Origin of the sequence: Kitasatospora sp. NPDC101157 (assembly GCF_044768255.1) — a bacterium.
In the GTDB taxonomy this organism is placed as follows: Bacteria; Actinomycetota; Actinomycetes; order Streptomycetales; family Streptomycetaceae; genus Kitasatospora.
The window spans coordinates 200,033-224,606 of record NZ_JBIWPL010000014.1 but is presented as its reverse complement, the minus strand read 5'-3'; the positions used below and the strand labels follow the sequence as shown (position 1 = coordinate 224,606).

Annotated in this window: 25 protein-coding genes and 1 pseudogene; 12 read left to right on the top strand and 14 right to left on the bottom strand. The window is 74.0% G+C overall.

Annotation, left to right across the window (positions count from 1 at the left end):
- Both ACIRVF_RS26165 and ACIRVF_RS26160 read right to left on the bottom strand, forming a co-directional pair.
- Nucleotides 1-551 (bottom strand): annotated as a pseudogene (locus ACIRVF_RS26165) (glycosyl hydrolase); the annotation flags it as partial.
- A gap of 272 nt (nucleotides 552-823) precedes the next feature.
- Entirely contained in the window at nucleotides 824-1,552 is a 729-nt protein-coding gene (locus ACIRVF_RS26160; RefSeq protein ID WP_402822434.1) for a rhomboid-like protein, read from the bottom strand.
- 258 nt (nucleotides 1,553-1,810) lie between these two features.
- Here ACIRVF_RS26160 and ACIRVF_RS26155 point away from each other — a divergent pair, with 258 nt between their 5' ends.
- The 3 genes from ACIRVF_RS26155 to ACIRVF_RS26145 all read left to right on the top strand — a co-directional run bounded on the left by ACIRVF_RS26155 (nucleotide 1,811) and on the right by ACIRVF_RS26145 (nucleotide 5,193).
- Nucleotides 1,811-2,623 carry a rhomboid-like protein gene (locus tag ACIRVF_RS26155; protein ID WP_402822431.1) on the top strand — a complete coding sequence of 271 codons (813 nt, stop codon included), beginning with the start codon at nucleotides 1,811-1,813 and terminating at the stop codon, nucleotides 2,621-2,623.
- A gap of 311 nt (nucleotides 2,624-2,934) precedes the next feature.
- Nucleotides 2,935-4,347, top strand: coding sequence for an argininosuccinate synthase (gene argG, locus ACIRVF_RS26150; RefSeq protein ID WP_402822428.1), 1,413 nt, complete (start codon nucleotides 2,935-2,937; stop codon nucleotides 4,345-4,347).
- Nucleotides 4,348-4,524: 177 nt separating this feature from the next.
- A complete protein-coding gene (locus ACIRVF_RS26145; protein WP_402822425.1) occupies nucleotides 4,525-5,193 on the top strand; it encodes a GAP family protein in 669 nt (222 codons plus the stop codon).
- A 91-nt stretch (nucleotides 5,194-5,284) separates the two neighbouring features.
- Here ACIRVF_RS26145 and ACIRVF_RS26140 read toward each other — a convergent pair whose 3' ends face one another.
- From ACIRVF_RS26140 to ACIRVF_RS26130, 3 genes are all read right to left on the bottom strand, one after another.
- Entirely contained in the window at nucleotides 5,285-5,989 is a 705-nt protein-coding gene (locus tag ACIRVF_RS26140; protein ID WP_402822422.1) for a hypothetical protein, read from the bottom strand.
- On the bottom strand, nucleotides 5,986-6,555 hold the full coding sequence (locus tag ACIRVF_RS26135; RefSeq protein ID WP_402822419.1) for an RNA polymerase sigma factor: 570 nt from the start codon (nucleotides 6,553-6,555) through the stop codon (nucleotides 5,986-5,988). Before ACIRVF_RS26135 ends, ACIRVF_RS26140 begins: the two co-directional genes overlap by 4 nt.
- 276 nt (nucleotides 6,556-6,831) lie before the next feature.
- Nucleotides 6,832-7,305 (bottom strand): MarR family winged helix-turn-helix transcriptional regulator, encoded by a 474-nt coding sequence (locus ACIRVF_RS26130; protein WP_402822417.1) that lies wholly within the window; start codon nucleotides 7,303-7,305, stop codon nucleotides 6,832-6,834.
- A gap of 182 nt (nucleotides 7,306-7,487) precedes the next feature.
- On the opposite strand from ACIRVF_RS26130, the gene ACIRVF_RS26125 reads away from it, so the two are divergent.
- Complete coding sequence (locus tag ACIRVF_RS26125; RefSeq protein ID WP_402822415.1) at nucleotides 7,488-7,898, top strand: organic hydroperoxide resistance protein; 411 nt, start codon at nucleotides 7,488-7,490, stop codon at nucleotides 7,896-7,898.
- 94 nt (nucleotides 7,899-7,992) lie between these two features.
- Here ACIRVF_RS26125 and ACIRVF_RS26120 read toward each other — a convergent pair whose 3' ends face one another.
- Entirely contained in the window at nucleotides 7,993-8,388 is a 396-nt protein-coding gene (locus tag ACIRVF_RS26120; RefSeq protein ID WP_402822412.1) for an SHOCT domain-containing protein, read from the bottom strand.
- A 226-nt stretch (nucleotides 8,389-8,614) separates the two neighbouring features.
- On the opposite strand from ACIRVF_RS26120, the gene ACIRVF_RS26115 reads away from it, so the two are divergent.
- Nucleotides 8,615-8,986 (top strand): hypothetical protein, encoded by a 372-nt coding sequence (locus ACIRVF_RS26115; protein WP_402822409.1) that lies wholly within the window; start codon nucleotides 8,615-8,617, stop codon nucleotides 8,984-8,986.
- A 33-nt stretch (nucleotides 8,987-9,019) separates the two neighbouring features.
- Here the strand turns inward: ACIRVF_RS26115 and ACIRVF_RS26110 are convergent, their stop codons facing one another.
- Both ACIRVF_RS26110 and ACIRVF_RS26105 read right to left on the bottom strand, forming a co-directional pair.
- Entirely contained in the window at nucleotides 9,020-9,670 is a 651-nt protein-coding gene (locus tag ACIRVF_RS26110) for a beta-glucanase (RefSeq protein WP_402822406.1), read from the bottom strand.
- Nucleotides 9,671-9,898: 228 nt separating this feature from the next.
- Nucleotides 9,899-10,555, bottom strand: coding sequence for a CBS domain-containing protein (locus tag ACIRVF_RS26105; protein WP_402822403.1), 657 nt, complete (start codon nucleotides 10,553-10,555; stop codon nucleotides 9,899-9,901).
- A gap of 281 nt (nucleotides 10,556-10,836) precedes the next feature.
- Here ACIRVF_RS26105 and ACIRVF_RS26100 point away from each other — a divergent pair, with 281 nt between their 5' ends.
- Complete coding sequence (locus ACIRVF_RS26100) at nucleotides 10,837-12,744, top strand: hypothetical protein (protein ID WP_402822400.1); 1,908 nt, start codon at nucleotides 10,837-10,839, stop codon at nucleotides 12,742-12,744.
- Here the strand turns inward: ACIRVF_RS26100 and ACIRVF_RS26095 are convergent.
- Complete coding sequence (locus tag ACIRVF_RS26095) at nucleotides 12,728-13,942, bottom strand: FAD-dependent monooxygenase (RefSeq protein ID WP_402822397.1); 1,215 nt, start codon at nucleotides 13,940-13,942, stop codon at nucleotides 12,728-12,730. The genes ACIRVF_RS26100 and ACIRVF_RS26095 overlap by 17 nt on opposite strands.
- A gap of 112 nt (nucleotides 13,943-14,054) precedes the next feature.
- On the opposite strand from ACIRVF_RS26095, the gene ACIRVF_RS26090 reads away from it, so the two are divergent.
- Both ACIRVF_RS26090 and ACIRVF_RS26085 read left to right on the top strand, forming a co-directional pair.
- The gene (locus ACIRVF_RS26090; protein ID WP_402822394.1) at nucleotides 14,055-14,801 is read left to right on the top strand and encodes a TetR/AcrR family transcriptional regulator; all 747 of its coding nucleotides are present in this window, start codon (nucleotides 14,055-14,057) and stop codon (nucleotides 14,799-14,801) included.
- A gap of 62 nt (nucleotides 14,802-14,863) precedes the next feature.
- Complete coding sequence (locus ACIRVF_RS26085; RefSeq protein ID WP_402822392.1) at nucleotides 14,864-15,664, top strand: HEAT repeat domain-containing protein; 801 nt, start codon at nucleotides 14,864-14,866, stop codon at nucleotides 15,662-15,664.
- Between the two features lie 92 nt (nucleotides 15,665-15,756).
- Here ACIRVF_RS26085 and ACIRVF_RS26080 read toward each other — a convergent pair whose 3' ends face one another.
- Nucleotides 15,757-16,122 (bottom strand): hypothetical protein, encoded by a 366-nt coding sequence (locus ACIRVF_RS26080; protein WP_402822389.1) that lies wholly within the window; start codon nucleotides 16,120-16,122, stop codon nucleotides 15,757-15,759.
- Nucleotides 16,123-16,390: 268 nt separating this feature from the next.
- On the opposite strand from ACIRVF_RS26080, the gene ACIRVF_RS26075 reads away from it, so the two are divergent.
- The gene (locus tag ACIRVF_RS26075; protein WP_402822386.1) at nucleotides 16,391-16,660 is read left to right on the top strand and encodes a GlsB/YeaQ/YmgE family stress response membrane protein; all 270 of its coding nucleotides are present in this window, start codon (nucleotides 16,391-16,393) and stop codon (nucleotides 16,658-16,660) included.
- Between the two features lie 68 nt (nucleotides 16,661-16,728).
- On the opposite strand, the gene ACIRVF_RS26070 is transcribed toward ACIRVF_RS26075, so the two are convergent.
- Nucleotides 16,729-18,609 (bottom strand): amino acid transporter, encoded by a 1,881-nt coding sequence (locus ACIRVF_RS26070; protein ID WP_402822383.1) that lies wholly within the window; start codon nucleotides 18,607-18,609, stop codon nucleotides 16,729-16,731.
- A gap of 389 nt (nucleotides 18,610-18,998) precedes the next feature.
- Between ACIRVF_RS26070 and ACIRVF_RS26065 the strand changes: the two genes are divergently transcribed.
- From ACIRVF_RS26065 to ACIRVF_RS26055, 3 genes are all read left to right on the top strand, one after another.
- Nucleotides 18,999-20,576 carry a N,N-dimethylformamidase beta subunit family domain-containing protein gene (locus tag ACIRVF_RS26065; RefSeq protein ID WP_402822380.1) on the top strand — a complete coding sequence of 526 codons (1,578 nt, stop codon included), beginning with the start codon at nucleotides 18,999-19,001 and terminating at the stop codon, nucleotides 20,574-20,576.
- Nucleotides 20,577-20,727: 151 nt separating this feature from the next.
- Nucleotides 20,728-21,462, top strand: a complete 735-nt coding sequence (locus tag ACIRVF_RS26060; protein ID WP_402822378.1) for a polyprenol monophosphomannose synthase — start codon at nucleotides 20,728-20,730, stop codon at nucleotides 21,460-21,462.
- A gap of 60 nt (nucleotides 21,463-21,522) precedes the next feature.
- Entirely contained in the window at nucleotides 21,523-22,773 is a 1,251-nt protein-coding gene (locus tag ACIRVF_RS26055; protein WP_402822375.1) for an aromatic acid exporter family protein, read from the top strand.
- Between the two features lie 86 nt (nucleotides 22,774-22,859).
- Here ACIRVF_RS26055 and ACIRVF_RS26050 read toward each other — a convergent pair whose 3' ends face one another.
- The 3 genes from ACIRVF_RS26050 to ACIRVF_RS26040 all read right to left on the bottom strand — a co-directional run bounded on the left by ACIRVF_RS26050 (nucleotide 22,860) and on the right by ACIRVF_RS26040 (nucleotide 24,472).
- A complete protein-coding gene (locus ACIRVF_RS26050; protein WP_402822372.1) occupies nucleotides 22,860-23,309 on the bottom strand; it encodes an SRPBCC family protein in 450 nt (149 codons plus the stop codon).
- Nucleotides 23,310-23,313: 4 nt separating this feature from the next.
- Complete coding sequence (locus ACIRVF_RS26045) at nucleotides 23,314-23,787, bottom strand: VOC family protein (protein WP_402822369.1); 474 nt, start codon at nucleotides 23,785-23,787, stop codon at nucleotides 23,314-23,316.
- Between the two features lie 100 nt (nucleotides 23,788-23,887).
- A complete protein-coding gene (locus tag ACIRVF_RS26040; protein WP_402822456.1) occupies nucleotides 23,888-24,472 on the bottom strand; it encodes a phospholipase domain-containing protein in 585 nt (194 codons plus the stop codon).
- Nucleotides 24,473-24,574 lie beyond the last annotated feature (102 nt).

Below are 24,574 nucleotides of genomic sequence, written 5' to 3'. Positions count from 1 at the left end.
CAGTGCCCGCCGCCGGTGCGGGAGCGGAACACTCCGCCGTTGGCACCGCCCGCGTAGACGTAGCCGTTGCTGTCGGCGGCGATGCCGGTGATCCGCCCGGTCACCAGACCGGCGCCGCCGCTGGAGTTGGAGTTGGCGTCCCGGTAGCGCGGGTCGTCCGAGTTGTACGGCTCGTCGGTGACGTGCTTCCAGTTACCGTCGGTGTGCGGCATCGACTGCAGCTGCGACCAGGCCGCGCCGTACGCGCCCGGTGCGACGACGCCCGGCGCGGTGCGCGCCTCGGTGTACTGGGCGACGCCCTCGGCGGAGTTCTCCGCCTCGTCGCCACCGTCGCCGGCCGCCGAGTCGGCCTTGGGGCTGAAGGTCGACCGAGTGCTGGTGGCCGCGGTCTTCTTCGTGTGCTGCTTGCCGATGTCCGCCTGGTGCTGCACCTGCCAGGGTTGCGGTGCGGACGGCGCCGACGGTGCGGCGAGCGCCTGGCTGGTGGTCAGTCCGAGAGCGGTGAGCGTGACGGCGCTCAGCAGCAGCCGTCGGTGTTGCCTGATGGGCACGGGTGCGGTCCTCCCCTGTGGCCGGCCGCGCGGTCGCGCGACCCCGGCGAAACAGGGGGCCAAGCCTGGTCGGTGCGCGTCTCCCGGGGAAGGTCCGTACGGTAAGAAACGGTTAAGAGCCGTACCGTTCCGAACAGTTGGCATTCACGGAATGCCCGAGAGCCGCCACAATCCGACGCCCGGTCAACCGGTCGGCCCTGTCGGCCCCGTCGGCGTTGCCGGCGTTGCCGGTGTTGTCGGAGTTGCCGGTGTTGCCTGTGTTGCCGGTGTTGTCAGCCCTGACGCGGCCGGAGGCGCGAACGCAGCCGCCGCAGGAGCGCACGGCCCGAGGCGACCGGGTCGAACTCCCCCGGCCGCTCCCGGGTCAACGGGTAGCAGGCGAGCCCGATCAGCACCGCGCTGAGGTGGCCGATGCCCGTGTAATCGCGGCTCCGGAAGAGGCCGAACAGGTACACGGCCAACACCCCCGCCAGGTACAGGTACCGCCAGAGCCGCACGATCAGGTAGGTGAGCACCCCGACCACCCCGGCGAGCGCGTAGCTGACGCCGTAGTCGAGGGTGTAGACCGCCTTCGGCGCGGCCAGCCCCCGGTGGATCGCCCAGCCGAGGACGCCTTCGCTGAGGTAGGTGGCGCCCACGTGCGCCAGCACCGCCACCGAGAGCCAGCGCAGCGTGCCCAGCCAGCGTTCGGCGGGCACGTGGAAGAGGTTGTAGAGCGCGAAGTAGCTCAGCCAGCCGCCACCCGCGATCCACAGGGCGCTGGTCGCCAGAACCCGGGCCGGCGAGACCTGCAGGTGGTGCAGGTTGGTCGAGCGGCGCTGCAGGATGCGGTCGGCCGTGGCCGGGTCGACGTGCCGGATCACCTGCGTGGTGACCAGCAGGATCGCCAGCCAGATGAAGGTGCCCGGGGCTCGCCGGACGTAGCGCCACACCGCACGGGCCGCCCGCGCCCACCAGGCCTCCCGGCGCGCCTGCGGCACCCTGGTGGCGCTTCCGCTCATCGGCGCCTCCTCGGCGGTCCTCCTCACCCTCGCCCGCCCCGGGCTCCACCCGCCGCCGCGACGAGCCGTACGGGTGATCCGCACCGGCCCTCCGCTCCCGCCTCCGGCTCCTGCTCCGCCCGCCGCCCAGGCGCCGCCGAGGGTGTCCGGCCGCGAACCGGCGCCACGGCGGCCCTCCCGAACTGGCATAGGCTGGTTCTCCGGCCGCCCGTGGAGCCGCCGGGCACCGGACACCGCACAGCGAGGGCGCCAGGCACCATGAGGGACCGCCTCGGAACGACCGAACCGACCCAACCGACCCAACCGTTCGAACCGTTCGAACCGTTCGAACCAAGGAAACGGACCGACACCGACTCGACCACCGCCGCGGCGCGCTCCGGAACGGCCGCACTCAGAGCGAACGCCGTCGCGACGGCCGTCCGCCTGCGGCTCACCACCGTCTACGTGGTCCTGCTGACCGTCACCGCCTCCTGGCTCGCCACCCAGGGACACGCGGAGCGGGCCCGGTTCGTCCGGCACAACAGCAGCAACGTCCACCACATGGAAGTGGGCAAGTGGTGGACGCTGTTCACCAGCGGCCTGATGGTCGACGGGGTCCCGGCCTGGGCGGGCATCGCCGCCGTCGCCGTGGCCCTGGGCCTGGCCGAGTGGCGCTGGGGCCCGGCCCGCGCGGGCGCGGTCTTCGCCTTCGGGCACGTGGGCGCGACCCTGCTCACCGAGGGCGCCATGTGGGTGATGCTGGTCGCCCGGATCCCGGGGGCGCTCTCCCGGGCCCGCGATGTGGGGATCAGCTACGGGCTGGTCGCCACCGCCGGCTGCCTGCTGGCCCTGGGGCCGCCCGTGCTGCGCCGGTACGGCCTGCCGGCCCTCGCCCTGGCGCTGGCCGGGGCCTGGGCGACGAACCAGCAACTGGCCGACGCCGGGCACCTGGTGGCCCTCGGGCTGGGCGTCCTCGCCTCCCGCACGCCCTGGCTGCTGGCCCGCGCCGGTCGCCCGCTCCCCTGGGACCAGCGCCCCCGGGAACGGCACCGCCGGGACCCGCACGACCGAGAACCGAGCCGCACACCCTGACCGCTCCGCCACCGCACCACCGCACCACAGACGGGCCGGACCCCCACCCCCGGGAGTCCGGCCCGTCCCCATCCGCCCCCAATCCGCCTGCCGCTCCACCGACTTGGCCCGCCCGGAGCCCGTCCGGAGCCGGTCCGACGCCCACCCGGAGCAGCCTTCGCGAGCGGCCGACCCGACCGACGCGTTCGTATGCTCTTGCGGTACTCTGCAAATCTATGCCAGAGTGCGGGCATCGGATCAATCAGGCCGAATCGCCTCACACGTCGCTAAATCAGGAGCCCGCGCCGCGCGGGTGGGTCAAGGGTGCATGCATGTCGAAGGTCTTGAGCAAGCTGCCGGTCGGTGAACGGATCGGCATCGCATTCTCCGGTGGGTTGGACACCTCCGTCGCGGTCGCGTGGATGCGCGAGCACGGTGCCGTCCCCTACGCCTACACGGCCGACATCGGCCAGTACGACGAGCCGAACCTCGCCGACGTCCCGGCCCGTGGCCGCGCCTACGGCGCCGAGCAGGCCCGCCTGATCGACTGCCGGGCTCCGCTGGTCGAGGAGGGCCTGGCCGCCCTCGCCTGCGGCGCCTTCCACATCCGCTCCGCCGGACAGACCTACTTCAACACCACCCCGCTCGGCCGCGCCGTGACCGGCACCCTGCTGGTGCGGGCCATGCAGGAGGACGGCGTCTCCATCTGGGGCGACGGTTCCACCTACAAGGGCAACGACATCGAGCGGTTCTACCGCTACGGCCTGCTCGCCAACCCCAACCTGCGGATCTACAAGCCGTGGCTGGACCAGGCCTTCGTCGACCAGCTCGGCGGCCGCAAGGAGATGTCCGAGTGGCTCGCCGAGCGCGACCTGCCGTACCGGGACTCCGCCGAGAAGGCCTACTCCACCGACGCCAACATCTGGGGCGCCACCCACGAGGCCAAGCGGCTGGAGTTCCTGGACGCCTCGCTGGAGATCGTCGCCCCGATCATGGGCGTCGCCTTCTGGGACCCGGCCGTCGAGATCCGGACCGAGGACGTCACGGTCGAGTTCGAGTTCGGCCGCCCGGTCCGGATCAACGGCCGTGCGTTCGACAACGCCGTCGAGCTGGTGCACGAGGCCAACCGGATCGGCGGGCGGCACGGCCTGGGCATGTCGGACCAGATCGAGAACCGGATCATCGAGGCCAAGAGCCGCGGCATCTACGAGGCCCCCGGCATGGCGCTGCTGCACATCGCCTACGAGCGCCTGCTGAACGCGATCCACAACGAGGACACCCTCGCCACCTACCACACCCAGGGCCGGCGCCTCGGCCGCCTGATGTACGAGGGCCGCTGGTTCGACCCGCAGGCGCTGATGCTGCGCGACAGCCTGCAGAAGTGGGTCGGCCAGGCCGTCACCGGCAGCGTCACGCTGCGGCTGCGGCGCGGCCAGGACTACTCGGTGATCGACACCCAGGGCCCGCACTTCAGCTACCACCCGGAGAAGCTGTCGATGGAGCGCAGCGTCGACGCCGCGTTCGTCCCGGACGACCGGATCGGCCAGCTGACCATGCGCAACCTGGACATCGCCGACTCGCGCAGCAAGCTGGAGCTGTACGCGGGCCACGGCCAGCTGTCGCAGTGGAGCGGCCTGATCGGCGAGCTCGCCCCCGGCGGCGCGGCGCCGATCGCCGCGGGCACCGGCCACGAGGCGGAGTCCACCGCGCTCGACCACGCGGCGATGGAGTCCGGCACCGACTGATCGGGCACTTACCGGCCCGGCCGGTCCCGGGGGCCGTCGCACCACACCGGTGCGGCGGCCCCCGGCGCTTCCGCGAGCGGAAGGCAGCCTCACTCGAACGGCCGACCCGCCGTGCACGCCGCCCCCGGAGGTAGCTGAATGGCGGACGGCGCCCGCCGACGGGAAGGCAGGTCCGGGATGGGTGAGGCGATCGGTCCGGTACTGGCCTCGGCGGTGGCGGTCGCGCTCAGTCCGTTGCCGTTGATCGCCGTGCTGCTGATCCTCGCCTCGCCCCGCGGCCGGACCAACGGGCCCGCGTTCACGGCGGGCTGGGTGCTCGGCCTGACAGCGGTCGTGGCCGTGGTGGTGGCGGCGGGCAGCGCGCTGGACCCGGGCGACGGCGCACCGACCTGGTCGTCCTGGCTGAAGCTCGCCCTCGGCGCCGCGCTGCTGCTCCTGGCGGCCGAGCAGTGGCACAACCGCCCCCGCCCCGGGCACGTCACCGCGCCCCCGGCCTGGCTGCTGGGGATCGACCGCCTGACCCCCACCAAATCCGCCGGACTCGCCGTGTCCCTGGTCGTGACCCGTCCCAGGACGCTGCTCCCGGCCATCGGCGGCGCCGCCTCGATCACCGCCGTCCGGCCCGGGGCCGGGGAGACCGCCGTGGCCGCCGCCGTACTGGTGCTCATCGGCTCGCTGGGCACCCTCCTGCCGCTCGCCGTCCAGCTCGGGGGCGCCGAGCGCGCCGCCCACGCCATGGGCGAGTGGCGCGCCTGGACGGCGGCGCACAGTGCGGCGATCATGACCGCCGTCCCGCTCGTGCTCGGCGCCGACTACCTCGGCAGCGCCCTCTCCGGCCTCACCTGACCAGCGCCCTCCCCGGGGTCCGGGCCGCCCCCGCGCCCCGTCACGGGAATCCGGGCCGCCCCCGCCCTCCCCGGGGTCCGGGCCCCCGCCCTCAGCGGATCCTGGCCGCCCCCCGCCCCCGGACCGCCCGCACGCCCAGCCGCCCGGCGGCGCCGACGGCGGCCCCCGGGCGTGCCGCCACCGCGTCCCGCAGGGTCAGCAGGATCTCCCCGTCGTAGCGTTCCGCCAGCAGGCGGGCCAGCTCGGCGGCGCAGCCCGGACGGGCCCGTGGGGCCAGGTCCGGCAGCCGGCCCGGGTCGCTGAGGTCCTCGGCCTCGGCGGCCCAGCGGGCCGCGTCGCGCACTTCGCCCTCGGCGGCGTAGTGCACGGCCAGGCAGTGGACGGCCAGTTGGTCGCCGTACTGGGCGGCGATCCGCCACCAGAAGACCCCGTCCGCCGTGCGGCCCATGCCGTAGAGCAGGCAGCCGAGGGTCCGGAAGGCGGCCTTCTCGGCGAGTTCGAGGTCCAGCGCCAGCTCTCCCGGCTCCGCTGCCCCTGCCACTCCGGCGCACAGGTGCCGCAGGTCGCGCCGCAGTTCCGAGCGCCCGGCGGTCCAGGGGTGGTCCCCGGCCGCGGGGGCGTGCGGCGGTCGGGCGACCGCGGGCGGCCGGGCCGGGCGCTCACGCCCGGCCGGAACGGCCCGCCGGGCGGCGGCCAGCCGCTCGGCCAGTCGGCGGGTGAAGGCCGCCGGATCGTGGTCGCGGAACTCCCGGTCCAGTTCGGCGGCGTGCGCGTGCAGCAGCGCGGTGACTGTCATGTCGCCCGCTCGTCGTCCGGGTGCTCCAACAGGTACTCCAGGTGGCGCCGCCCGAGGCTGTAGTAGGTGCGGGCAGTGGTGTGCGCGATGCCGAGCGACCGGCCGATGTCGGGGTAGGACAGGCCGGCCTGGCGCAGCCGGACCACGTCGGCCTGGACCGGGGCGGCCCGCGCGAGCTCGTCCATCGCCCAGTCCAGGGCGTCCAGCTCGGCGAGTTCCTCCAGTTCGTCCTGGCTGGTGTCGGGGCGGCGCTGGGCGATCACCCGAAGCCGCTTGCGCTCGGCGCGGCGGCGTTCGCGCAGGACGTCGACCACCGCATCCTTGACGATCTTGAAGGCGAAGGCCTGCGGGTCCTCGCTGGCCAGGGCGCGTCGCCAGTTCTTGTAGAGCGTGGTGCCGGCGTTCTGCACGGCGTCCTGGGCGTCCTCGCGGTGGCGCAGGCGCTGCTGGGCGTAGCGGAGGTAGCCGGTGTTCTCGCGGGTGAAGAACGCCTCGAAGTCGTTCGGCAGGTCGTCGAGCGGGTCGGCCCGCAGGCTCCGCTCCTCGCCCGGCCCGGGAGTGTTCACACGCCCCCCTTTCCTGGGTCAGCTGGCCGGCCCACCGGGTGGCACGCCGACGGCCCTCTGGGGGCTCGTGGTGTAACCGTCCGGGAGGCGTGGGTTGTTGACCGGATCGGGCGGACAATTGGCGAAGGTTTCCGTTCACTTTCGAACAGCGCCGCTGACCTGCCCGTTCGCACTCCCGGACCGCCACCCGACGGTCCGCACGTGACCCAGATCACATTCCGCCGCAGACCGGCTTGACAAGCCTCGCGGCAACCCTGTCGCAATCGGCCGACAGCCCTACGGAGCCGGCTCCACCTCCGCCGAGTCCAGCGCGGCGGTCACCCGGTGCAGCAGTTCCTGCAACGCGGCCAGGTCCTCGACCGGCAGCCCGGTCGCCGCCAGCAGCCGGCGCGGCACCTGGCCGGCCCGGGCGCGCAGCGCCGACCCCTCGGCAGTGAGGGTGACGGAGACGGACCGCTCGTCCTCCTGGCTGCGCTCCCGGCGCACCAGTCCGGCCGCCTCCAGCCGCTTGAGCAGCGGGGAGAGGGTGCCGGAGTCGAGCCGCAGGCGTTCGCCGATCCGCTTGACCGGCAGCTCGCCGTCCTCCCAGAGCACGAGCATGACCAGGTACTGGGGATACGTCAGCCCGAGGTCCCGGAGCAGGACCCGGTAGACGCCGCCGAAGGCGCGCGAGGCGGCGTTGAGCGAGAAGCAGATCTGCTGGTCGAGGCGGAGCAGTTCCTCGTCCGCCATGCCGGGGAGCGTGGTCATGACCCCATGGTACCGATCAAAGTCGCGCGATTCAGTTGTGCGCAATTGAATGGCGTGCTCTACTTGTGGAGCGGCCGGCCGCCGGGCCTCGAACAGGGACCGGTCCGCCGCCGAAGCACCACGACTTCGCACGCCCCGCGCACCTCCACGCACCACGGAAGCGCATCACGAAGGGACCCACCATGGACGCGCTCTACACCGCAGTCGCCACCGCCAACGGCCGTGAGGGCCGCGCCGTCAGCTCGGACGGCCAGCTGGACCTCGCCCTCGCGATGCCGCCCGCGCTCGGCGGCAGCGGCCAGGGCACCAACCCCGAGCAGCTGTTCGCGGCCGGCTACGCCGCCTGCTTCGCCAGCGCCCTCGGCCTGGTCGGCCGGCAGGCCCGGGTGGACACCAGCGAGGTCTCGGTGACCGCCGAGGTGTCCATCGGCAAGGACGACGCCGGCTTCGGCCTGTCCGTCGTGCTGCGCGTCGAGCTGCCCGACGCGCTCTCGGGCGAGAGCGGCCTGCTGCTGGTCAAGCAGGCGCACGAGGTCTGCCCGTACTCCCGCGCCACCCGGGGCAACATCCCGGTCGAGCTGGTCGTCGAGTAAGTCGGGGCCGTTCGCGCCGTGAGGCCCGCCGCACTCCGTGTGCGGCGGGCCTCACCCGCCCTCCGCTGCCACCGGCTCCCCCGGTTGACCCCGGTCAGCCGCCACCCGGCTCGCCTGGTCCACCTGGCCCGATGGGCCCACCAGACCCGGCAGGTCCACCCGGCCCGGCAGGCCCGTCCGGCGAGCGCAACGTCTGCAACCGGTGCCGGTACTCCTCGGCGTCGATCTCGCCCCGCGCGAACCGCTCCCCGAGCAGCTGTTCCGGAGCCGGACCGTGCGCCCAGCCCTGCGCCCCGCCGGGCCCGACGCCCGCGGCGCCCGAGCCGTGCGCGATCGGCTGCCGCGGGCGGGAGACGTACCGGAACAGCGAGACGGCCAGCAGCACCAGCACCGCCAGGATGATCAACGCGATGATCGCCATGACGACGATGCCCCAGCCGCCCGGCCCCGCGTGTCCGGGCCCGAAGCCGTGCCAATGCCCATGCCTCATCAGGACCTCCTCCTCCGGCCCACCGGGCCCGCCGAGGTGTTCGGCGCCGGGACCACCCGGGATGCCGTGCCGACCGACCGCCGTACGGCCTGAGCTGCCGTGCCGCCCGGGGTGATCAGTGCCTTATCACCATCGTGCGCCCGCGACCCGTCAAAGCACCGTGAAGAGAGCCTGAGAAAACGTTCCTGCGATCCGGCCCCGCCGACCGGGGGTAGCGTTGCCACCCATGAGCCACCACCCACCCGACGATCACCGCTCCCCCGAGCAGCTCGTCGCGGCCGGAGTGCTCCGCCACCACGCCGACGGCCGCCCCCACCCGGCGCTCGGCCACTCCCCGATCGCCTACGTGTCCACCGCGCTCTGGGCCGAGCTCGCCGCCCTGGCCATCGCCCCCAGCGCTGCCGAGGCGACCGCCACCGCCCTGCTGCGCGCACTCGCCGACCGCGCCGTGGACGCCGCCCTGGCGCCCGGCAACGAACGCGCCCCGCGCGACGACCTGTACGTCACCGACCCCGCGCACATCGGCCGGCACCGCCGGGCGGTCTGGTTCCAGCGCTACGGCCCGCGCGGCCCGATCACCGCCGCCTTCGCACCCTGAGGCATGGCCCGCGGACCCTGCCGAGCCCCTCGCTCAGCGCTCGACCGTCAGGCTCTCGCAGACCCAGCTCAACCGCTCCGGGCCGCCGAACGGCGGCCGTTCGTGGTAAGTGCCGTCGGCCACCGAGAGGTTGACGATCAGATAGGCGTGCCAATCGGCCCCGACCCCGCGCAGATCCGCGTACACCAGTCGGTCCTCGACGTACCAGTCCACCGAGTTCGCACCGAGCACCACCCGCAGGCCGAAGTTCGCCCCCGGGCCGATCCCGACGCCGCCGCCGTGCCAGTAACGGAAGCCGCCCCGGACGTGGTTGGAGATCTCCAGCAGGTCCGGATTGTCCGGGTGGTACTCGAAGACGTCCACCTCGTTGCCGCCGTCCCGCCAGGTCCAGATCGCGGGCCAGGCGCCGATCTCGACGGGCAGCGTGACCCGCGCCGAGAGCACGTCCCCGGTACGGACCTGGAAGCCCTCCGGACTGCCCTCGGTGGTCAGCAGGTTGCAGGTCCAGAGCCCGCCGGTGCGGCGCCGCACTGCGGTGAACACCCCGCCGGGGCAGTACTCGTGGCTCAGGTAGTCGAGCTTGTGATCGCTCCGGTTGGTCGGCCCCATCCGGGGGTACGCACTGCTGCGCCCGGCAATCCACTGCCTGGTCGAAGTGAAGTCCGCGTCGAAAACGACTGCCACGGCCGCCTCCCCAATGCTCCGGCGCCCCGACAGTCCGAACCGCCGGGCACACAGAGTGAGTTACCCGGTACGCTCCGCAGTATGCGAACCGGACCTCCGCGGTCCGACGCGAGCGGGACGCGCAGGCGCGGCCGCAACGGCCACGACAGGCAGGACAGGCAGCACGGCCAGGGGGGCCAGGACGGCCAGGACGGCCAGGACAGGCAAGGCGCCGGAGCAGCGGGGCGGTCAGCCGATCGACGCCGCGGCTCCCCCGGCCTGGAGCCGGTCGGTCACCGAGACCACCCCGTCCACCGAGCGGCACAGGTTCAGCACGATGGGCACCAGGTGCGCCTCGGGCACGGTGCCGCTGAGCACCACCCGCCCCTGGTCGACCTCCACCCCGATCTCCGCCGGGCTCACCCCTTCGATCCGGCCGAGCACCCCCTCGACGATGTCCCGCCGGATCATCCGGTCCTCGCGCAGGAACACCCGCAGCAGGTCACCGCGGCTCACCATCCCGATGACCCGCCCCTCCTCGTCCAGCACCGGCAGCCGCTTCAACCCGTGCCGGCTCATCAGCCGGGCCGCCGCGACCACACTGGTGTCGGGTGTGGTGCAGACCGGCTGCGCCGTCATCAGGTCCGCCGCGGTGGCCTCGCCGCCGTGACCCGCCTGCGCCGACTCGGGCGCGGGCAGCAGGCTGCCCGGGTCCTCCTGCGCGGCCAGCGTGCGCAGCAGGTCCGCCTCCGACACCAGTCCGAGCGGCCGCCCGTCCGGGTCCACCACCGGCACGCCGGTGATGTCGTACTCGGTCAGCAGCGTGACGATCTCCCGGAAGCCGGTCTCGGGGGCGACCCGGACCACGGGGCTGGTCATCACGGATTCGACGGTGGCATGCGGCACGCCGGTTCACCTCGTCCAACAGTGCTGGTCCGACCGGGCGCGGATCGCCCGGGCCGGTACCGGCAGCATGGCCTCCGGCCGCCCGGATCGCCAGAGGCCAAGGGGCCGAACGGGTGGGACCAAGGACCCCCGCCGTCGAACACCTCCCCGGCGAACGGTCCGCCCGCCCCGTCGCTCCTCCGCCCGCGGCGGCACATCCCCCACCCGGACGGCGCAACCATCACATGATCGACTCGTTGAACCGTCCACCACGACAGCACTGACGGCACCGGGAGGGCCCGTTGGCAGGACGGACGGCGGTGGGCGCGGCACCGGCGGCGGCCCGGCGGATCGGCGCCGCGCGCCCGGTGGCGGAGGCGGAGGCCGCACTGGTGCGGCACTACCGCAGGCTGGTCCGGCTCGCCTACCTGGCCCTGCCCGCCGACCGGGACCGGCACAGCCGGGTGCTCGCCGCCCACGGCGCCGCCCAGCGCGCCCTGCCGTTCCGCTGGACCCGCCGCACCGAGCCCGGGTCCGACGGGGCGGACCCGGTGTACGCGGCGCTGCGCCTTCGGGTGCTGCGGGCCGCACTGCGGCCGCGTCCGGGCGCGCGCCTGTCGGCGCCCCGGGTCTGGGGCCTGCGGTTGTTCACCCCGCACGGCGGCGAGCAGGACGCGGCGCTCGACCACGCGCTCGCCGCCCTCGACGCCCCGGCCCGGGCGGCCTTCGCCCTGCGGGTGGTGGAGGGGCTGGCGGACGGGCAGGCGGTGGAGGTGCTGCGGCAGGCCGGGGTGGAACGGCCGGAGGAGGCCGTCACCGCGGCCGCCGAGGTCCCCGCCGGGCCGGAGGCGGAGCCGTCCGCCTTCGACCCTTGCGCCGTCCGGGTGCAGCCCACCGACCTGCTGCGCCGCCGCCGTACGCTGACCGCCGTGCTGGCGGTCGGGGCGCTCGGGCTGACCACGACGGCGGCCGTACTGGGCGGCGGTTCCGGACCGGCGGGCAGCGCCGCCCGGACGGACGGCCGGTCCGCGGGAGCCGTGACCGACCCGGCCCGGCTGGTCCGGGTGGCACCGGACGCCTGGCGGCACACGGCCCGGGTCGACTTCGGCGCCTGGCCGCCCCGCGGTGACCGGCGCGAGGACGGCGCACTGCTGGGCCGAGCCCTGGCCGCCTGGTCCCGCCCGGGCCCGCGGACCCGCGCCGAGCCGGGCACCGACACCGCCCCGCCCGCCACCGCGCCCCAGCTGCTGTACGCCGGGACGGTGGACGGCACCGGGGTCGCGGTGCTGTACGACGGCCGCCGGATCGCCCGTTACACCGACGGGCCCGACGGCGGCCTGGACCTCGCCCGGGCCGACGGTGCGGACCCGACCACGGCGGGCGCGGTGGTGCTGAGCCGCCGCGGCACCGCGCTGCGGTACCTGCTGGCGCCCTGGGTCGACGCGGCCGAGACCCGCCGGATCGACCAGCCCGACGCCGCCACCCGCCCGCTGGACCATCCGGACGGGATCACCGCGGCCACGCCGGGCGGCGGGCTCGCCGACTGCCGGGGCGCCACCGTGCTCCAGCTGCGCTCCTCCCCGGTGATCGCCGAGAAGCACACCTTCCTGCTGGCCGATCTCGGCGGCCTCCTCCCTGCCCATCTGACCTACGTGCCGCCGCCGGACCGCAGCCAGCCCGGCCCCACCCAACCCGACCGCGCCCCGTCGGACCGCGAGCCGCGCGAGGCCACCGCCCAGGAGGCCCTGCAGGCCTGGGCCCGGGCCGGCTGCGCGGTGCCGGACGGCACCCCGGGCGTCAGGCAGCTCAACCTGTGGGCCTTCGCGGTGCAGCCGCTGCCGCAGAACGCGGGTTCGGCGGCCTGGTTCTGCCTGCGCGCCGACCGCTGGACGGGCGACGGCAGCGCGGCCACCGCCGTGCTGCTGCCCTCCGCCCGGGGTCCGCAGCGCACCGGCGGCGGCCCGGGCCGCTCGTGCAGCCGGTTCGAACAGGACACCGTGGCCTGGACGTGGTGGCGCTCCCCGCAGGGCGCCGAGTACCTGCTCGCGGCGGGCAGCCGACGGGTCACCCGGCTCACCGTCAAGGGCCCGGACTGGTCGGCCGACCGTCCGTCGGCGGACCGTACCCTCGCGGTCGAGCGGCCCGCGCGGAGCGCCGTCCAGGTCGAGGCACTGCTCGACAACGGCAGCCGGATCAGCCCACCGCACTGACCCGGGCCGCCGACAGCGTGCCGTAGTCCGGCAGTTCGATGCTGTTCACCTGCTTGCCCAACTCCAGCATCTTGTTCAGCACCCACCGCCGGTTGAGCAGCCCGTTGCGCAGCCGCAGTCCGGCCGCCGTGCGCGGCGCCAGGAACGGGCCGGTCCGGTCCCCGCCCTTCTGGCAGCCCTGGGCGTAGCCGCGCAGCAGCTCCTCGTACCGGGCGAAGGCGGCCCGGTGGTCGCCGCGGGCCAGCGCCAGCTCGCCCGCCAGCACGTATGCGGCCACCACCGCCGTCCCGGTGCCCATGCCGCCGATGGTGGCACCGGCGGCGGCGTCGCCGAGCAGGGCGATCCGGCCGCGGGACCAGGTGGGGACGTCGGCGCGGCTGATCGAGTCGAAGTACAGCTCTTGCGCGGTGTCCAGGCTCCGGAGCAGTTGCGGCACCCGCCAGCCGAGGCCGTCGAAGGCGGCGCGGACCAGCGCCTTCTGCTGCCCGGTGTCGTGGCGGTCGTAGCTCAGTTCGGGCGAGGCGAAGAGGCAGAAGGCGCCCGCCGCGGCCGGGTCGCGGTGGTCGGCGCCGACGGACATCAGCCGGCCGGGGACGTTCAGGCCCACCGTGCCGACCGGCAGGCCGCCGCCCCCGCCGGGCAGCTGCCAGGTGGCCGCGTAGTAGCCGAGGTGACGGACGAACCGCTGCTCGGGGCCGAAGGTGAGGCGCCGCACGGTGGAGTGCAGCCCGTCGGCGCCGATCACCAGGTCGAACTCGCGCGGCGTGCCGTTCCGGAAGGTCACCCGCACCGCGTCCGCCGTCTCCTCCAGGGTCTCGACGGAGTCTCCGAAGACGTACTCGGCGCGGGACTTGCCGTGCCGGTACAGCACCTGGGCCAGCTCCCCGCGGGGGATCTCCAGTTCGCCGCCCGCGAAGTCGGCCGGCAGGTGCAGCAGTCGGCGCCCCTCCTGGTCCACGAAGGACATCGGGCTGCCGCCGGTGTCGAGGGAGCGCAGTTCCTCCAGCACGCCCATCCGCTCCAGCACGGTGAGGTGGGTCCGCCCCCGGAAGTCCACGTTCTGCCCGCCGCCGCGCAGCTCCGGGGCGAGCTCGACCACCGTGACCTCGAAGCCGTACCGGCCCAGCCAGTGGGCCAGGGCGGGGCCTGCGATGCTCGCGCCCGAGATCAGCACCCTGGTGCGCCGGGAAATGCGCATGGCAACCACTCCGTTCGAGGATTCGAAAACTGTGTCCGGCGGACACGGTTCAGTGCTGTGTACGGTAGACGCAATTTGCACGGGCGGACAACCCCCAGGACGGGAGCGGACGATGGGCGAGACGGCGAACGACACGGTGCGACTGCTCTGGGAGCCGCCCGCCCGGCCGAGCCGCGGGCCGAAGCCGGCCCTCAGCCTGGAGCGGATCGCCGCCGCGGGCGTCGAGGTGGCGGACGCCGAGGGGCTGGGGGCGGTCTCCATGCAGAAGGTCGCCGGGCTGCTCGACTTCACCAAGATGTCGCTCTACCGCTACGTCCCCGGCAAGGCCGAACTGGTCGCGCTGATGGTCGAGTCGGCGGTCGGCGAGCCGCCCGCGACTCCGGACGCCCACGACTGGCGGGAGCAACTCACCGCCTGGGCCCACCACTTGGCGCGAATCTTCGCCCGGCACCCGTGGCTGCTGGACGCCACCCTCGGCCCCCGGGTGCCCGGCCCGAACGAACTCGGCTGGCTGGAGCGGGTGGTGGCCGCCCTCGACGGCCACGGGCTGACCGGCGCCGAGCGGATGGACGCCGCCGTGCTGCTCTCCGGGCACGTGCGCAGCATCGCGGAGCAGGCCCGGGCGACCGGCCCGGACGGCTCCCCCGAGGCCGAACTCCTCGCCGCTCTCGGCACGGTGGTGCACCGGCACGCCGACCGCTTCCCCGCCGTGGCCGCGGCGATGGCCGATCCGGACGGGCGCGACCAGGCCCTGGAATTCGGCCTGGGCCGCATCCTGGACGGCCTGGCCGCGCTGATCGGCCGCCGCACCGGCCGCGAGACGACGGCACAGCCCGAAGAACCCGTCGAAGGGGCGTAGCCCGAGAACCCGTCGGAAAACCCGTCGAACCGGCGTCGCGCGGCCGACTACCATCCGCTCCCATGGCGATGTTCGTGCACCTGACGGCCGCGGCGAACACGCCGCGCATCCGCCGCGCCGGGATCCGGGCCGACAGCCGGGGCCAGGGCGGTGTGCGCGGGGTGTACTGCTTCCCCGTGCTGCCCTCCTACACCCTCACCCACCAGTGGCTGCGCGAACTGGCCCGGTTCGGCCCGAAGGGCTCACTGGCCGCGGTGCACCTCCGCCTGGACGACGCCCAGCAGGTGCTGGTCGGGCACTACCGGGACCGCGCCAAGGACGCCCAGCGGTGGCTGACCGCCGCCGAGGCGGTCGCCCGGATCGCCGCCCTGCCGGACCCGCGCGGCTGGGAGGTGGTCGTGCCGCGCGCGGTGGCTGCCCGCGAGGTGCACCGGGTCCGCGCGGTGCCGCAGGTCGCGGGCTGGCGCTACCTCCCGGGCGCCCACGGCACCCGCCCCTGCACCTGCGCCGGCTGCCGGATCCGCGGCGAGTACGGCAGCCGGCGGCTGCGCGAGCGCCGTCCGCACCCGCTGGACGGGCCGCCGCCGCCCGCGCCCGTCCTGCTCGCCCGGATCGAGGCGGCGGGCGTGCCCGGCGATCCGGACGCCCTGCGGGCCGCGCTGCACTGGTTCGGCCTGCGCCGCCGCGGTCCGCTGGAACGCCTGGCCCCGCTGGCCGCCCACCCCGACCCGACCGTCCGCCGGGAGCTGGTCTGGGCGGTCCAGGGCTGGTCCACGCCGGGCGTCGCCGAGCTGCTGGACGGCCTCGCCGCCGATCCGCACCCGGACGTCCGCGAAGCCGTCGCGGACGTCCGGGCGCTCTGAATCCGCAGCGGATCCGGATCCGCAGGGGGCTCCGAATCCGCAGGGGGGCTCTGGATCCGCCGGGGGGCTCTGGATCCGCCGGCGGTTCCGGCTCAGGAGACGCGCTTGAGCTGCCAGGAGTTCTTGTCCAAGCTCGGCACGGAGGAGTACTGGCAGCCCGAGCTGTAGTAGCTGCTGACGATCGTCCAGCCGGCCGGCGGCCAGGTCGAGGCGCAGGCGTTGACCACGGTGCCGACCGGGTAGCCGGTGAGGTCCATGATCTTCTTGGTGTTCGGGTTGAAGCCGGAGCCGCAGCCCGCGCTGTTCCACCACTGGACGTCCACGAACCCGCCCGGCGTCAGCGAGGAGGAGCACATGGTGCTGGTACTGCCGGGGGCCGCCTGGGCGGTGCCCATGGTGAGGGTGAGGGCTGCGGCGGTACAGCCGAGGGCGAGGGCGGCGGCTCGAAGTCGGGTCACGGGGCGGCTCCTTCTCGGGCGACGCGGCCTGTCCGCGCCAGGAGCCATTCCTATCGGCACGAAGGACCCGCCGGACAGTGCCTTTCCGGCCCCACCGGCGGCGCGTTCTCGCCCCTCCCCCGCCCCGGACCGGTCACCGCCGGCCCCCTCACCCGCGACGACCCCCGCCGAGGTGCCCGTTCGGCCGGATCGGGTGATCATGGGACGAACCGCGTCTTCGACGATTCGGCGCGCCGGTACCGTCCGACGGCGCCGGGAAGGGACCGCGATGTTCCAGCTCCTGTGGATTCTGCTCATCGGCTTCGTGCTCGGCGTGCTCGCCAAACTGATCCTGCGCGGGCCGCAGTCGATCCCCTGGTGGCTGACCATGCTGCTCGGCGCCGGCGGGGCCTGGCTGGGCAACGCCGTCTCCGGCTGGCTCGGCGTCCGCCACACCTCGGGCATCGACTGGATCCGCCACATCCTCCAACTCGCCTTCGCCGTCGCCCTGGTGGCCCTCGTGGCGCCCGCCTGGAGCAGGAAGCACCCACCCCGCTGAGCCGAGCCCCCTCCTCCGCTGCACCCACCCGCACAGCGACGCCGACGCCGCCCCCGCGGCGGACGGGCTCAGCCCACGTGCACCGCGGGCCGCCGGCTGCGGTCGGGCTCCGCCTCACGGAGCACCTCCCTGGTCACCGGGGCGATCTCGCCCTGCCCGAACAGGAAGAACCGCAGGAACTGGGCGAAGGGACTGCCCTCGGTCCACTCGAAGTAGATGTGCGGCTGCTGCCCGGTGAGGTCGCGCACCTGGAGCAGCAGGGCGGCCAGCGCGTTGGGCACGCTGGAACTCTGCAGCGACAGCACCCGGTAGCGCTGGTGCAGCACCTCGCCGTGCACGGTCAGTTCGGCCTCGAAGTCGGACGGGTCGAGCACGGTGACCTCGACGAAGACCAGGTCGTCCTCGGCCGGGATGTCGTTGTCCGTGCGGATCTGCCGGATCTTGTCGCGGTACTCGGCGACGTCCCGGCTGTTCGGCTCGTTGGCGATCAGCCGCAGCGGACGGTGCATGTAGTCGCGGACGAAACGCTCGGCGACCTCGTCCAGCACCACGTCGGTGACGCGCAGTTCGAAGGCGCGCTTGAGCCGGGAGAGGAAGGAGACCAGCATGATGCCCGCGATGAAGCAGGCGCCGATCTTGACGCCGTCCGGGCGCTCGGCGATGTTCACGGCCGTGGTGTAGAGGAAGACGGCGGCGATCACCGCGAAGGTGACGCTCCAGCGCCGTTCTCCGGCCTTGTGCGCCGCGATGGTGACGGCGACGGCGGCGGAGCTGATCAGCACCAGCACGCCGGTCGCGTAGGCGCCGCCCTGGGCGTCGACGCTGGCGTCGAACAGCCAGGTGACCAGGAAGGCGATCAGGGTCAGCACGATCACCGTCGGCCGCACGGCCCGCGCCCAGTGCGGCGCCATGCCGTAGCGCGGCAGGTAGCGCGGCATCAGGTTGAGCAGGCCCGCCATGGCGGAGGCGCCGGCGAACCAGAGGATGGCGATGGTCGACAGGTCGTAGACGCTGCCGAAGGCACTGCCCAGGTTCTGGTGGGCGAGGTAGGCGAGCGCCCGCCCGTTGGCCTGTCCGCCGGTCTGGAAGGCGTCCTTCGGGATGAGCAGGGTCGTGATGAGACTGGTGGCGATCAGGAAGACGCTCATGATCGCGGCGGCGGTGGTGAGCAGGTGCCGGGCCCCGCGGATCCGGCCGACGGGCTTCTCCTCGGTGTCGTCCGGGTCGCCCTCGATGTGCGGCATCACGGCGACGCCGGTCTCGAAACCGGACAGGCCGAGCGCGAGCTTCGGGAAGACGATCAGGGCCACCCCGATCATCGCGAAGACGTTTCCGTGCTCGGCGGTGAGCCCGTCCATCCAGTCGCCGAACACCTGCGGCTCCTCGAAGACGTGCCAGAAGCCGTTGACCACCACGACGACGTTGAGCGTGAGGTAGACCGCGACCAGCACCACGGCCAGGCCGATGGCCTCGCTGAAACCCTTGAGGAAGACGGCCCCGAGCAGCGCGACCAGGACGAGGGTGAGCATCACCTGCTTGCCGGACAGGGCCGTGTGCAGATGGGGGTTCTCGATCAGGTGCGCGGTCGCGTCGGCGGCCGACAGGGTGATGGTGATCATGAAGTCGGTGGCGGCGAAGCCGAGCAGCGTCAGCACGAAGAGCTTGCCCTGCCAGAACGACAGCAGGCGCTCCAGCATCGCGATCGAACCCTGGCCGTGCGGGCTCTCGACGGCCACCCGCCGGTAGACGGGCAGCGCGCCGCACAGGGTGACGACCACCAGCACGATCGTCGCGATCGGCGACAGCAGGCCGGCCGCGAGTGCCGCGATGCCCGGCTGGTAGCCGAGGGTGGAGAAGTAGTCGAGGCCCGTCAGGCACATGACCCGCCACCAGGGCGCCCCCTTCTCCCTCGGCGCCTCCGCGTGCGGGCCGGGGTGCTGCTTGGCCATGTCCGACAGGCCTTCGAGCATCCACGCCCGGAACCGCCCACCCCGCGTCGAGGGAGCGGCTCCCGGTTGGGCCGAATCCGACGACACCACGCGCACCCCTGTCCACGACTTCGGCCGACCGCCGCGCGGTGCCGGACCCCCAGGCCGCCGGACGGCGGGCCTGGTCAGGCTAGGTGACCGGCTCGCGGCCGCCCGGCAGCCGCACGGGCCAACACGCCGGGGTGCGCCCGGACGGCCCTCCCGGCCGGCGGCCGCCGACCGGCCGTGATCAGGGCTTCCGGCGCGGCGGTGTCCGGTGCCCCCTCGAAAGGGGTAAACATGTCCGCGCGCGTTGACTCATCGGCTTGACGCGCCCAGGGGTGCGGCAACGGAGCGACAGGGAGACACCGGTGGCGGAACCGACTCGGCGGAGGATCCTCGGCCTGGGCCTGATGGCGGCCGCCGTCACCTCCTGCGGCGCCCGGCACCCCGACTCCGCCCCGCTCCCCACGCCCGACGCCCAGGGCACACCGGGCACCGCCGCACCCACCGCCGCCCCGCACGCCGGCCTCAGGGGCGACACCCCGGACGAGCAGTCCCTGCCCGGCAACCCCGACTGGCAGATCACCGACCCCGGCCGGGCCGGCGCCGTGGAGGGCTTCGCCGACCGGGTCAGCGTGCTGCCCGGCGAGTCCTTCGGCCTGCACGTCTCCACCACGGCCGCCGCCTGCACCGTCTCCGCCTACCGGATGGGCTGGTACGGCGGCGCCCGCGCCCGGCTGGTCTGGCGCCGCGAACACGTCCCCGGCACCAAGCAGGCCGCCCCCCACGTGGACCAGGCCACCCGCACGGTGCTGACCGGCTGGCAGCGCACCCTCGCGGTGGACACCGCGGGCTGGCCCGAGGGCGCCTACCTGCTGCGCCTGGACGCCGAGGACGGCTCCGGCCGCAGCTACGTCCCGCTCACCGTCCGCTCGGCGAGCACCGCCGGCCGGACCGTGGTCATGAGCGCCCCCGCGACCTGGCAGGCCTACAACCAGTGGGGCGGCTACAGCCTCTACAACGGCCCGACCGGCACCCTCGCCACCCGCTCGCTGCGGGTCGTCTTCGACCGCCCGTACGACTACGACCACGGCGCCGGCCTGTTCCTGGTGTACGAGGCGCCGCTGGTCGCCCTGGCCGAGAGGCTCGGGCTTCCGCTCGCCTACACCACCGGGATCGACGTGGCCCGCGACCCGGGGCTGCTGCACGGGGCGAACGCCGTGCTGTCGCTCGGCCACGACGAGTACTGGTCCCCCGAGCAGCGCGCCAACGTGGTCGCGGCCCGCGACGCCGGGACGAACCTGGCGATCCTCGGCGCCAACTGCTGCTTCCGCCGGGTCCGCTTCGAGCCCACCGAGCTCGGGCCGGACCGCACGGTGGTCTGCTACAAGGACGCCTGGGCGCAGGACCCGGGCCACCAGGCGGGCGCCCCGGCGACCACCGACTTCCGGGCCGGCCCGGGCGCCGACCCGGAGAGCTCGATGCTCGGCGTGATCTACGACGGCTACCCGGTGGACGCCCCCTACGTGGTCACCGCACCGGACCACTGGGCCTTCGAGGGCACCGGTGTCACGGCCGGGGCGTCCTTCCCGCACCTGGTCGGCGTCGAGTACGACCGGGTCGACACCGCCTTCCCCACCCCGCGCCCGATCGAGGTGATCGCCCACTCCCCGGTGGTCTGCGAGGGCCGGCGCTCCCACTCCGACACCGCGTACTACACCGTGCCCAGCGGTGCCGGGGTCTTCGCCAGCGGCACCATGCGCTGGGTCGAGACCCTGGACGCGAACGGCCCCGGCGGCGGGACGGCCGACCACGGCATCGACTCCCACGCCGGGGACGTGGTCCGCAAGGTCACCGAGAACGTCCTGCGCGCCTTCGCCGCCGGCCCGGCCGGCCGCGCCCACCCGGCCCGGGACAACCTGGCCGCGGTCTACGGCACGGCGTAGCGGGCCCCGGAGTCCGGTGCGCCCGGCCCCGGGCGGGAGCGGGCCCGTGGCCGGGCTACACTCGCACGTCTGACAGCAGCGCAGGTCGTCCAGGACAGCGGACCGGTGCGGCACCGGGTGCCGGCCGGCGACGGCAGGAGGAAAACAGAACATGGTCGAGGCCTCCCCCAAGGTCGTTGTCGTCGTCCCCACGTACAACGAGCGGGAGAACCTTCCGGTCCTCGCCGGGCTCCTCGCGGACCTCGCCGTCCCGAACCTGCACCTGCTGGTGGTCGACGACAACTCGCCCGACGGCACGGGCGACCTCGCCGACAAGCTGGCCGCCGACTCCGGGGGCACCGTCGGCGTGCTGCACCGCACGGAGAAGGACGGCCTCGGCCGCGCCTACCTGGCCGGCATGGCCCGCGCCCTGGACGAGGGCGCCGACATCGTGGTCCAGATGGACGCCGACCTCTCGCACCCGGCCTCGGTGATACCCGAGATGGTGCGCGTCCTGCTCACCGACGACACCGCCGTGGTGCTCGGCTCCCGCTACGTGCCCGGCGGCTCGACCGCCGAGGAGTGGCCCTGGCACCGCAAGGCGCTCTCGGCCTGGGCGAACTTCTACGTCAACGCGATCCTCGGCCTTGGCGTCCGGGACGCCACCGCGGGCTTCAAGGCCTGGCGGGCGAGCACCCTGCGGGCCATCGACCTGCCGACCGTGCAGAGCAACGGCTACTCCTTCCAGGTCGAGATGAACTACCGGGTGATCCAGCGCGGGCTGACCATCCGCGAGGTGCCGATCCGCTTCGAGGAGCGGATCGAGGGCGCCTCGAAGATGAGCATCGGCGTCCAGGTCGAGTCCGCCCTCGCGCCCTGGAAGCTGCGCTTCAACCGCGAGGGCTAGACGTGTACTCCCTCCGGCGACCGGCAGTGTGAGCGGCGGCCGCGGGGAAAGAAGGCCGACATGGTTCTTCTCCCGGAGTCCCTCACGGCCACGCTCCGCCGCGGCGCCAGAGACCCGTTCGCCGTCCAGACCGTGCGGGCCACGGTGGCCGCCACCCTGTCCTACGGGGTGGCGACCCAGCTCAGCAGTGAACCCGCCCCGCTGACGGCGCCGCTCACCGCGCTGCTGGTGGTCCAGGTCACCGTCTACTCCACGCTCAAGACCAGCGTCCGCCGGGTCGTCTCGGTGGTGGTCGGGGTGCTGATCGCGATCGGCTTCAGCTCCGTGGTCGGGCTCTCCTGGTGGAGCCTCGGGCTGATCATCCTGGCCTCCCTGGTGATCGGGCGGTTCGTCCGGGTCGAGGAGTTCGTCCAGGAGGTCGCGATCAGCGCGATGCTGATCCTGGGCGTCACCAAGCTGGCCTCCCAGGCCTGGGACCGGGTGCTGGAGACGCTGATCGGCGCCGCCGTCGGCCTGCTGTTCAACCTGTTCTTCGCCCCGCCGGTCTGGGTGGACACCGCCGGGGAGTCGATCGAGGACCTCGCCCGACGCGCCCGCCAGCTGCTGATCGACATCTCCGAGCAGCTGGGTCACCCCACCCCGGTGGCCCGGGCCGCCGAGCGGCTGCACGAGGCCCGCCGGCTCGACCAGGCGATCGCGGACGTGGACGCGGCGCTGCGCCAGGCCGAGGACAGCCTGCGGTTCAACCCCCGGATCAGCGAGGGGCTGCTCTCCCGGCTGGTGCTGCGCACCGGGCTGGACACCCTGGAGATCTGCGTGGTGGTGGTCCGGGTGCTGGCCCGCTCGCTGACCGACCTGGCCAAGCGGCGCGGGCCGGAGGAGCGGCTGTTCCCGCCCGAGGTCGCGGTCGGGATGGAGGAGCTGCTGGCGCACGTCGGCGGGGCGATGGTCAGCTTCGCGGTGCTGGTCACCACCCAGGTCAGCCGCAACGCCGAGGAGGCCGAGGAGCGGCTGACCGCCGAGCTGGCGGCGGCCTGGGCCGCCCGGGAGAATGTCGCCCAGGAGTTGCTGCGCAAGGTCCAGGAGCACCCGGAGGCCTGGCAGCTGCACGGCTCGATGCTGGCCGAGGTCGACCGGATCCTGGACGAACTGGACCTGGAGCACCGCAGCCGGCGGCTGATGGAGGAGCTGGACCGGGCCTCGCTGGCGAGTCGGGAGCGCTTCTCCCGCCTCGCCCGGCTGCGCCGCGCGGTACGGGGCGGGCGGCGACAGGGCGAACGGGAGCGCCCGGCGGTGGGGGTCGGGCGCTGAACCGGGGGCCGGACCCTGTTCCGGAGCCCGCTGGACCGGTGAACCGGGGCGGGCCGAACCGGGGCCGGCGCCTGGGCCCCGCGGGGTCAGGGCATCAGCCAGGGCTGCTGGGGCAGCGGGTGGCCGGTCTCCAGATACGTCTTGAGGTTGGACAGCACCGCCGACCAGCCCCGTTCGGCGTCCGCCCGCTCGTCCTCGTCGGCGAGGTTGTCGTGGGTGACGGTCAGCCTGGTCAGGTCCTGCCAGTGCCGGAGGTCGAAGGTGACCCGGGAGGGCCCGCCCGCGCGCTGCCCCTCCGGCCCGGCCCAGGTGGTGACCAGGCGGCGCGGGCGGTCGGCCACCTCCACGGCGCCCGTCACGTCGGCGATCCCGGAGCCGTCGGTGCGCTGGTGCTCCCAGGCCGCGCCGGGCAGCCAGGTGGAGACGTTGCGGTGGCCCCAGTAGAGACCGGACTCGTCGGCGTTGGTGAGCGCGTGCCAGACCCGTTCCGGAGTGGCGCGCAGGTAGACGATGCTCCGGTGGCCGAAGGCGGTCACCGCCTCAGCCCCGGGCCGCGTCGAGCAGCGGCTGGATCTCGATCTTCTGCATCCGCAGCATGACCGCCATCACCCGGTCGGCCGTGGCCCGGTCCTGGTTGCCGATCAGGTCGAGCAGGATGCGCGGGGTGATCTGCCAGGACAGGCCGAAGCGGTCCTTCAGCCAGCCGCACGGGCCCGCCTGGCCGCCGTCGGCGGTGAGCTTCGCCCAGAGTTCGTCGACCTCCCGCTGGTCGTCGCACTCGACCTGGAGCGAGACCGCCTCGGTGAAGGTGAACTCGGGGCCGCCGTTGAGCGCCGCGTAGGGCCGGCCGTCGAGTTCGAACTCGACGGTCATCACCGATCCGGGCTCCCCCGGCCCGGCCTCGCCGTAGTGGGTGACCCCCGTGACGCGGGAGTTGGGGAACAGCGAGGTGTAGAGGGCCGCGGCCGCTTCGGCCTGGTCGTCGAACCAGAGGAAGGTGGTGATTTTCTGCATGGGCCCGACCGTAGCGGCGGGGCCGGTCACGGCGGCCGAGCCACGGCCGGGGGTCACCGGATCGGCGCCCCCGGCCGGACGGGCCCGCTACCCCTTCGACTCAGTGCACCCAGCCCGCGTAGCGCTGCACGAAGCGCTGGCCGGTGTGGGCCGTCACCACGACGTCGTAGCGGCCCTGCCGGTCCAGCGGCCAGGCGAGGTTGGCCTGCTTGCCGGGCTTGACCCACACGGTCTGCGCGCTGCCCGCGAAGTCGTTGGGCGCGACGGTGAAGGCCACGTCCGTCAGCCCGTCGTTGGCCACCTGAAGGGTGAGCTTGAGGCTGCCGCGCAGGTCGGCGGTGACGATCGGCACGCCGATGTCGTTCTGGCCGTCCTGCCCGTCCCGGACCACCGTGCCGGCGAAGCGGCGCACGAAGCCGTCCGGGCCGTGCACGCTGAAGTCGTAGCGGCCGTCGGTGGCGGCCGCGTCCCAGACGTACGTCGCGCCGGCGCCGGGGGCGACGGTGTACGGGGTGCCCGCGAAGGGAAGCAGGATGTTCGGGTAGACGGTGTACGGGAAGGCCACCAAGCCGTCGTTGCTCATGGTGCAGGTGACCTTGCCGGTCCGGCGGTCCACCGCGATGTCGGCCCACGGCTGGTAGGGCAGCGGGCGGTGCGGGCGATCGCCGCGCTCCTGGACCGGCATCGACTGGGCGCCGACCGCTGGGAGGGCAACGCCGGGCAGCTTGGTGCCCGCGTCCGCCCTGGCCATCAGGGCGTTGGTGTCGGGCAGCTTCGGGAGCGAGTG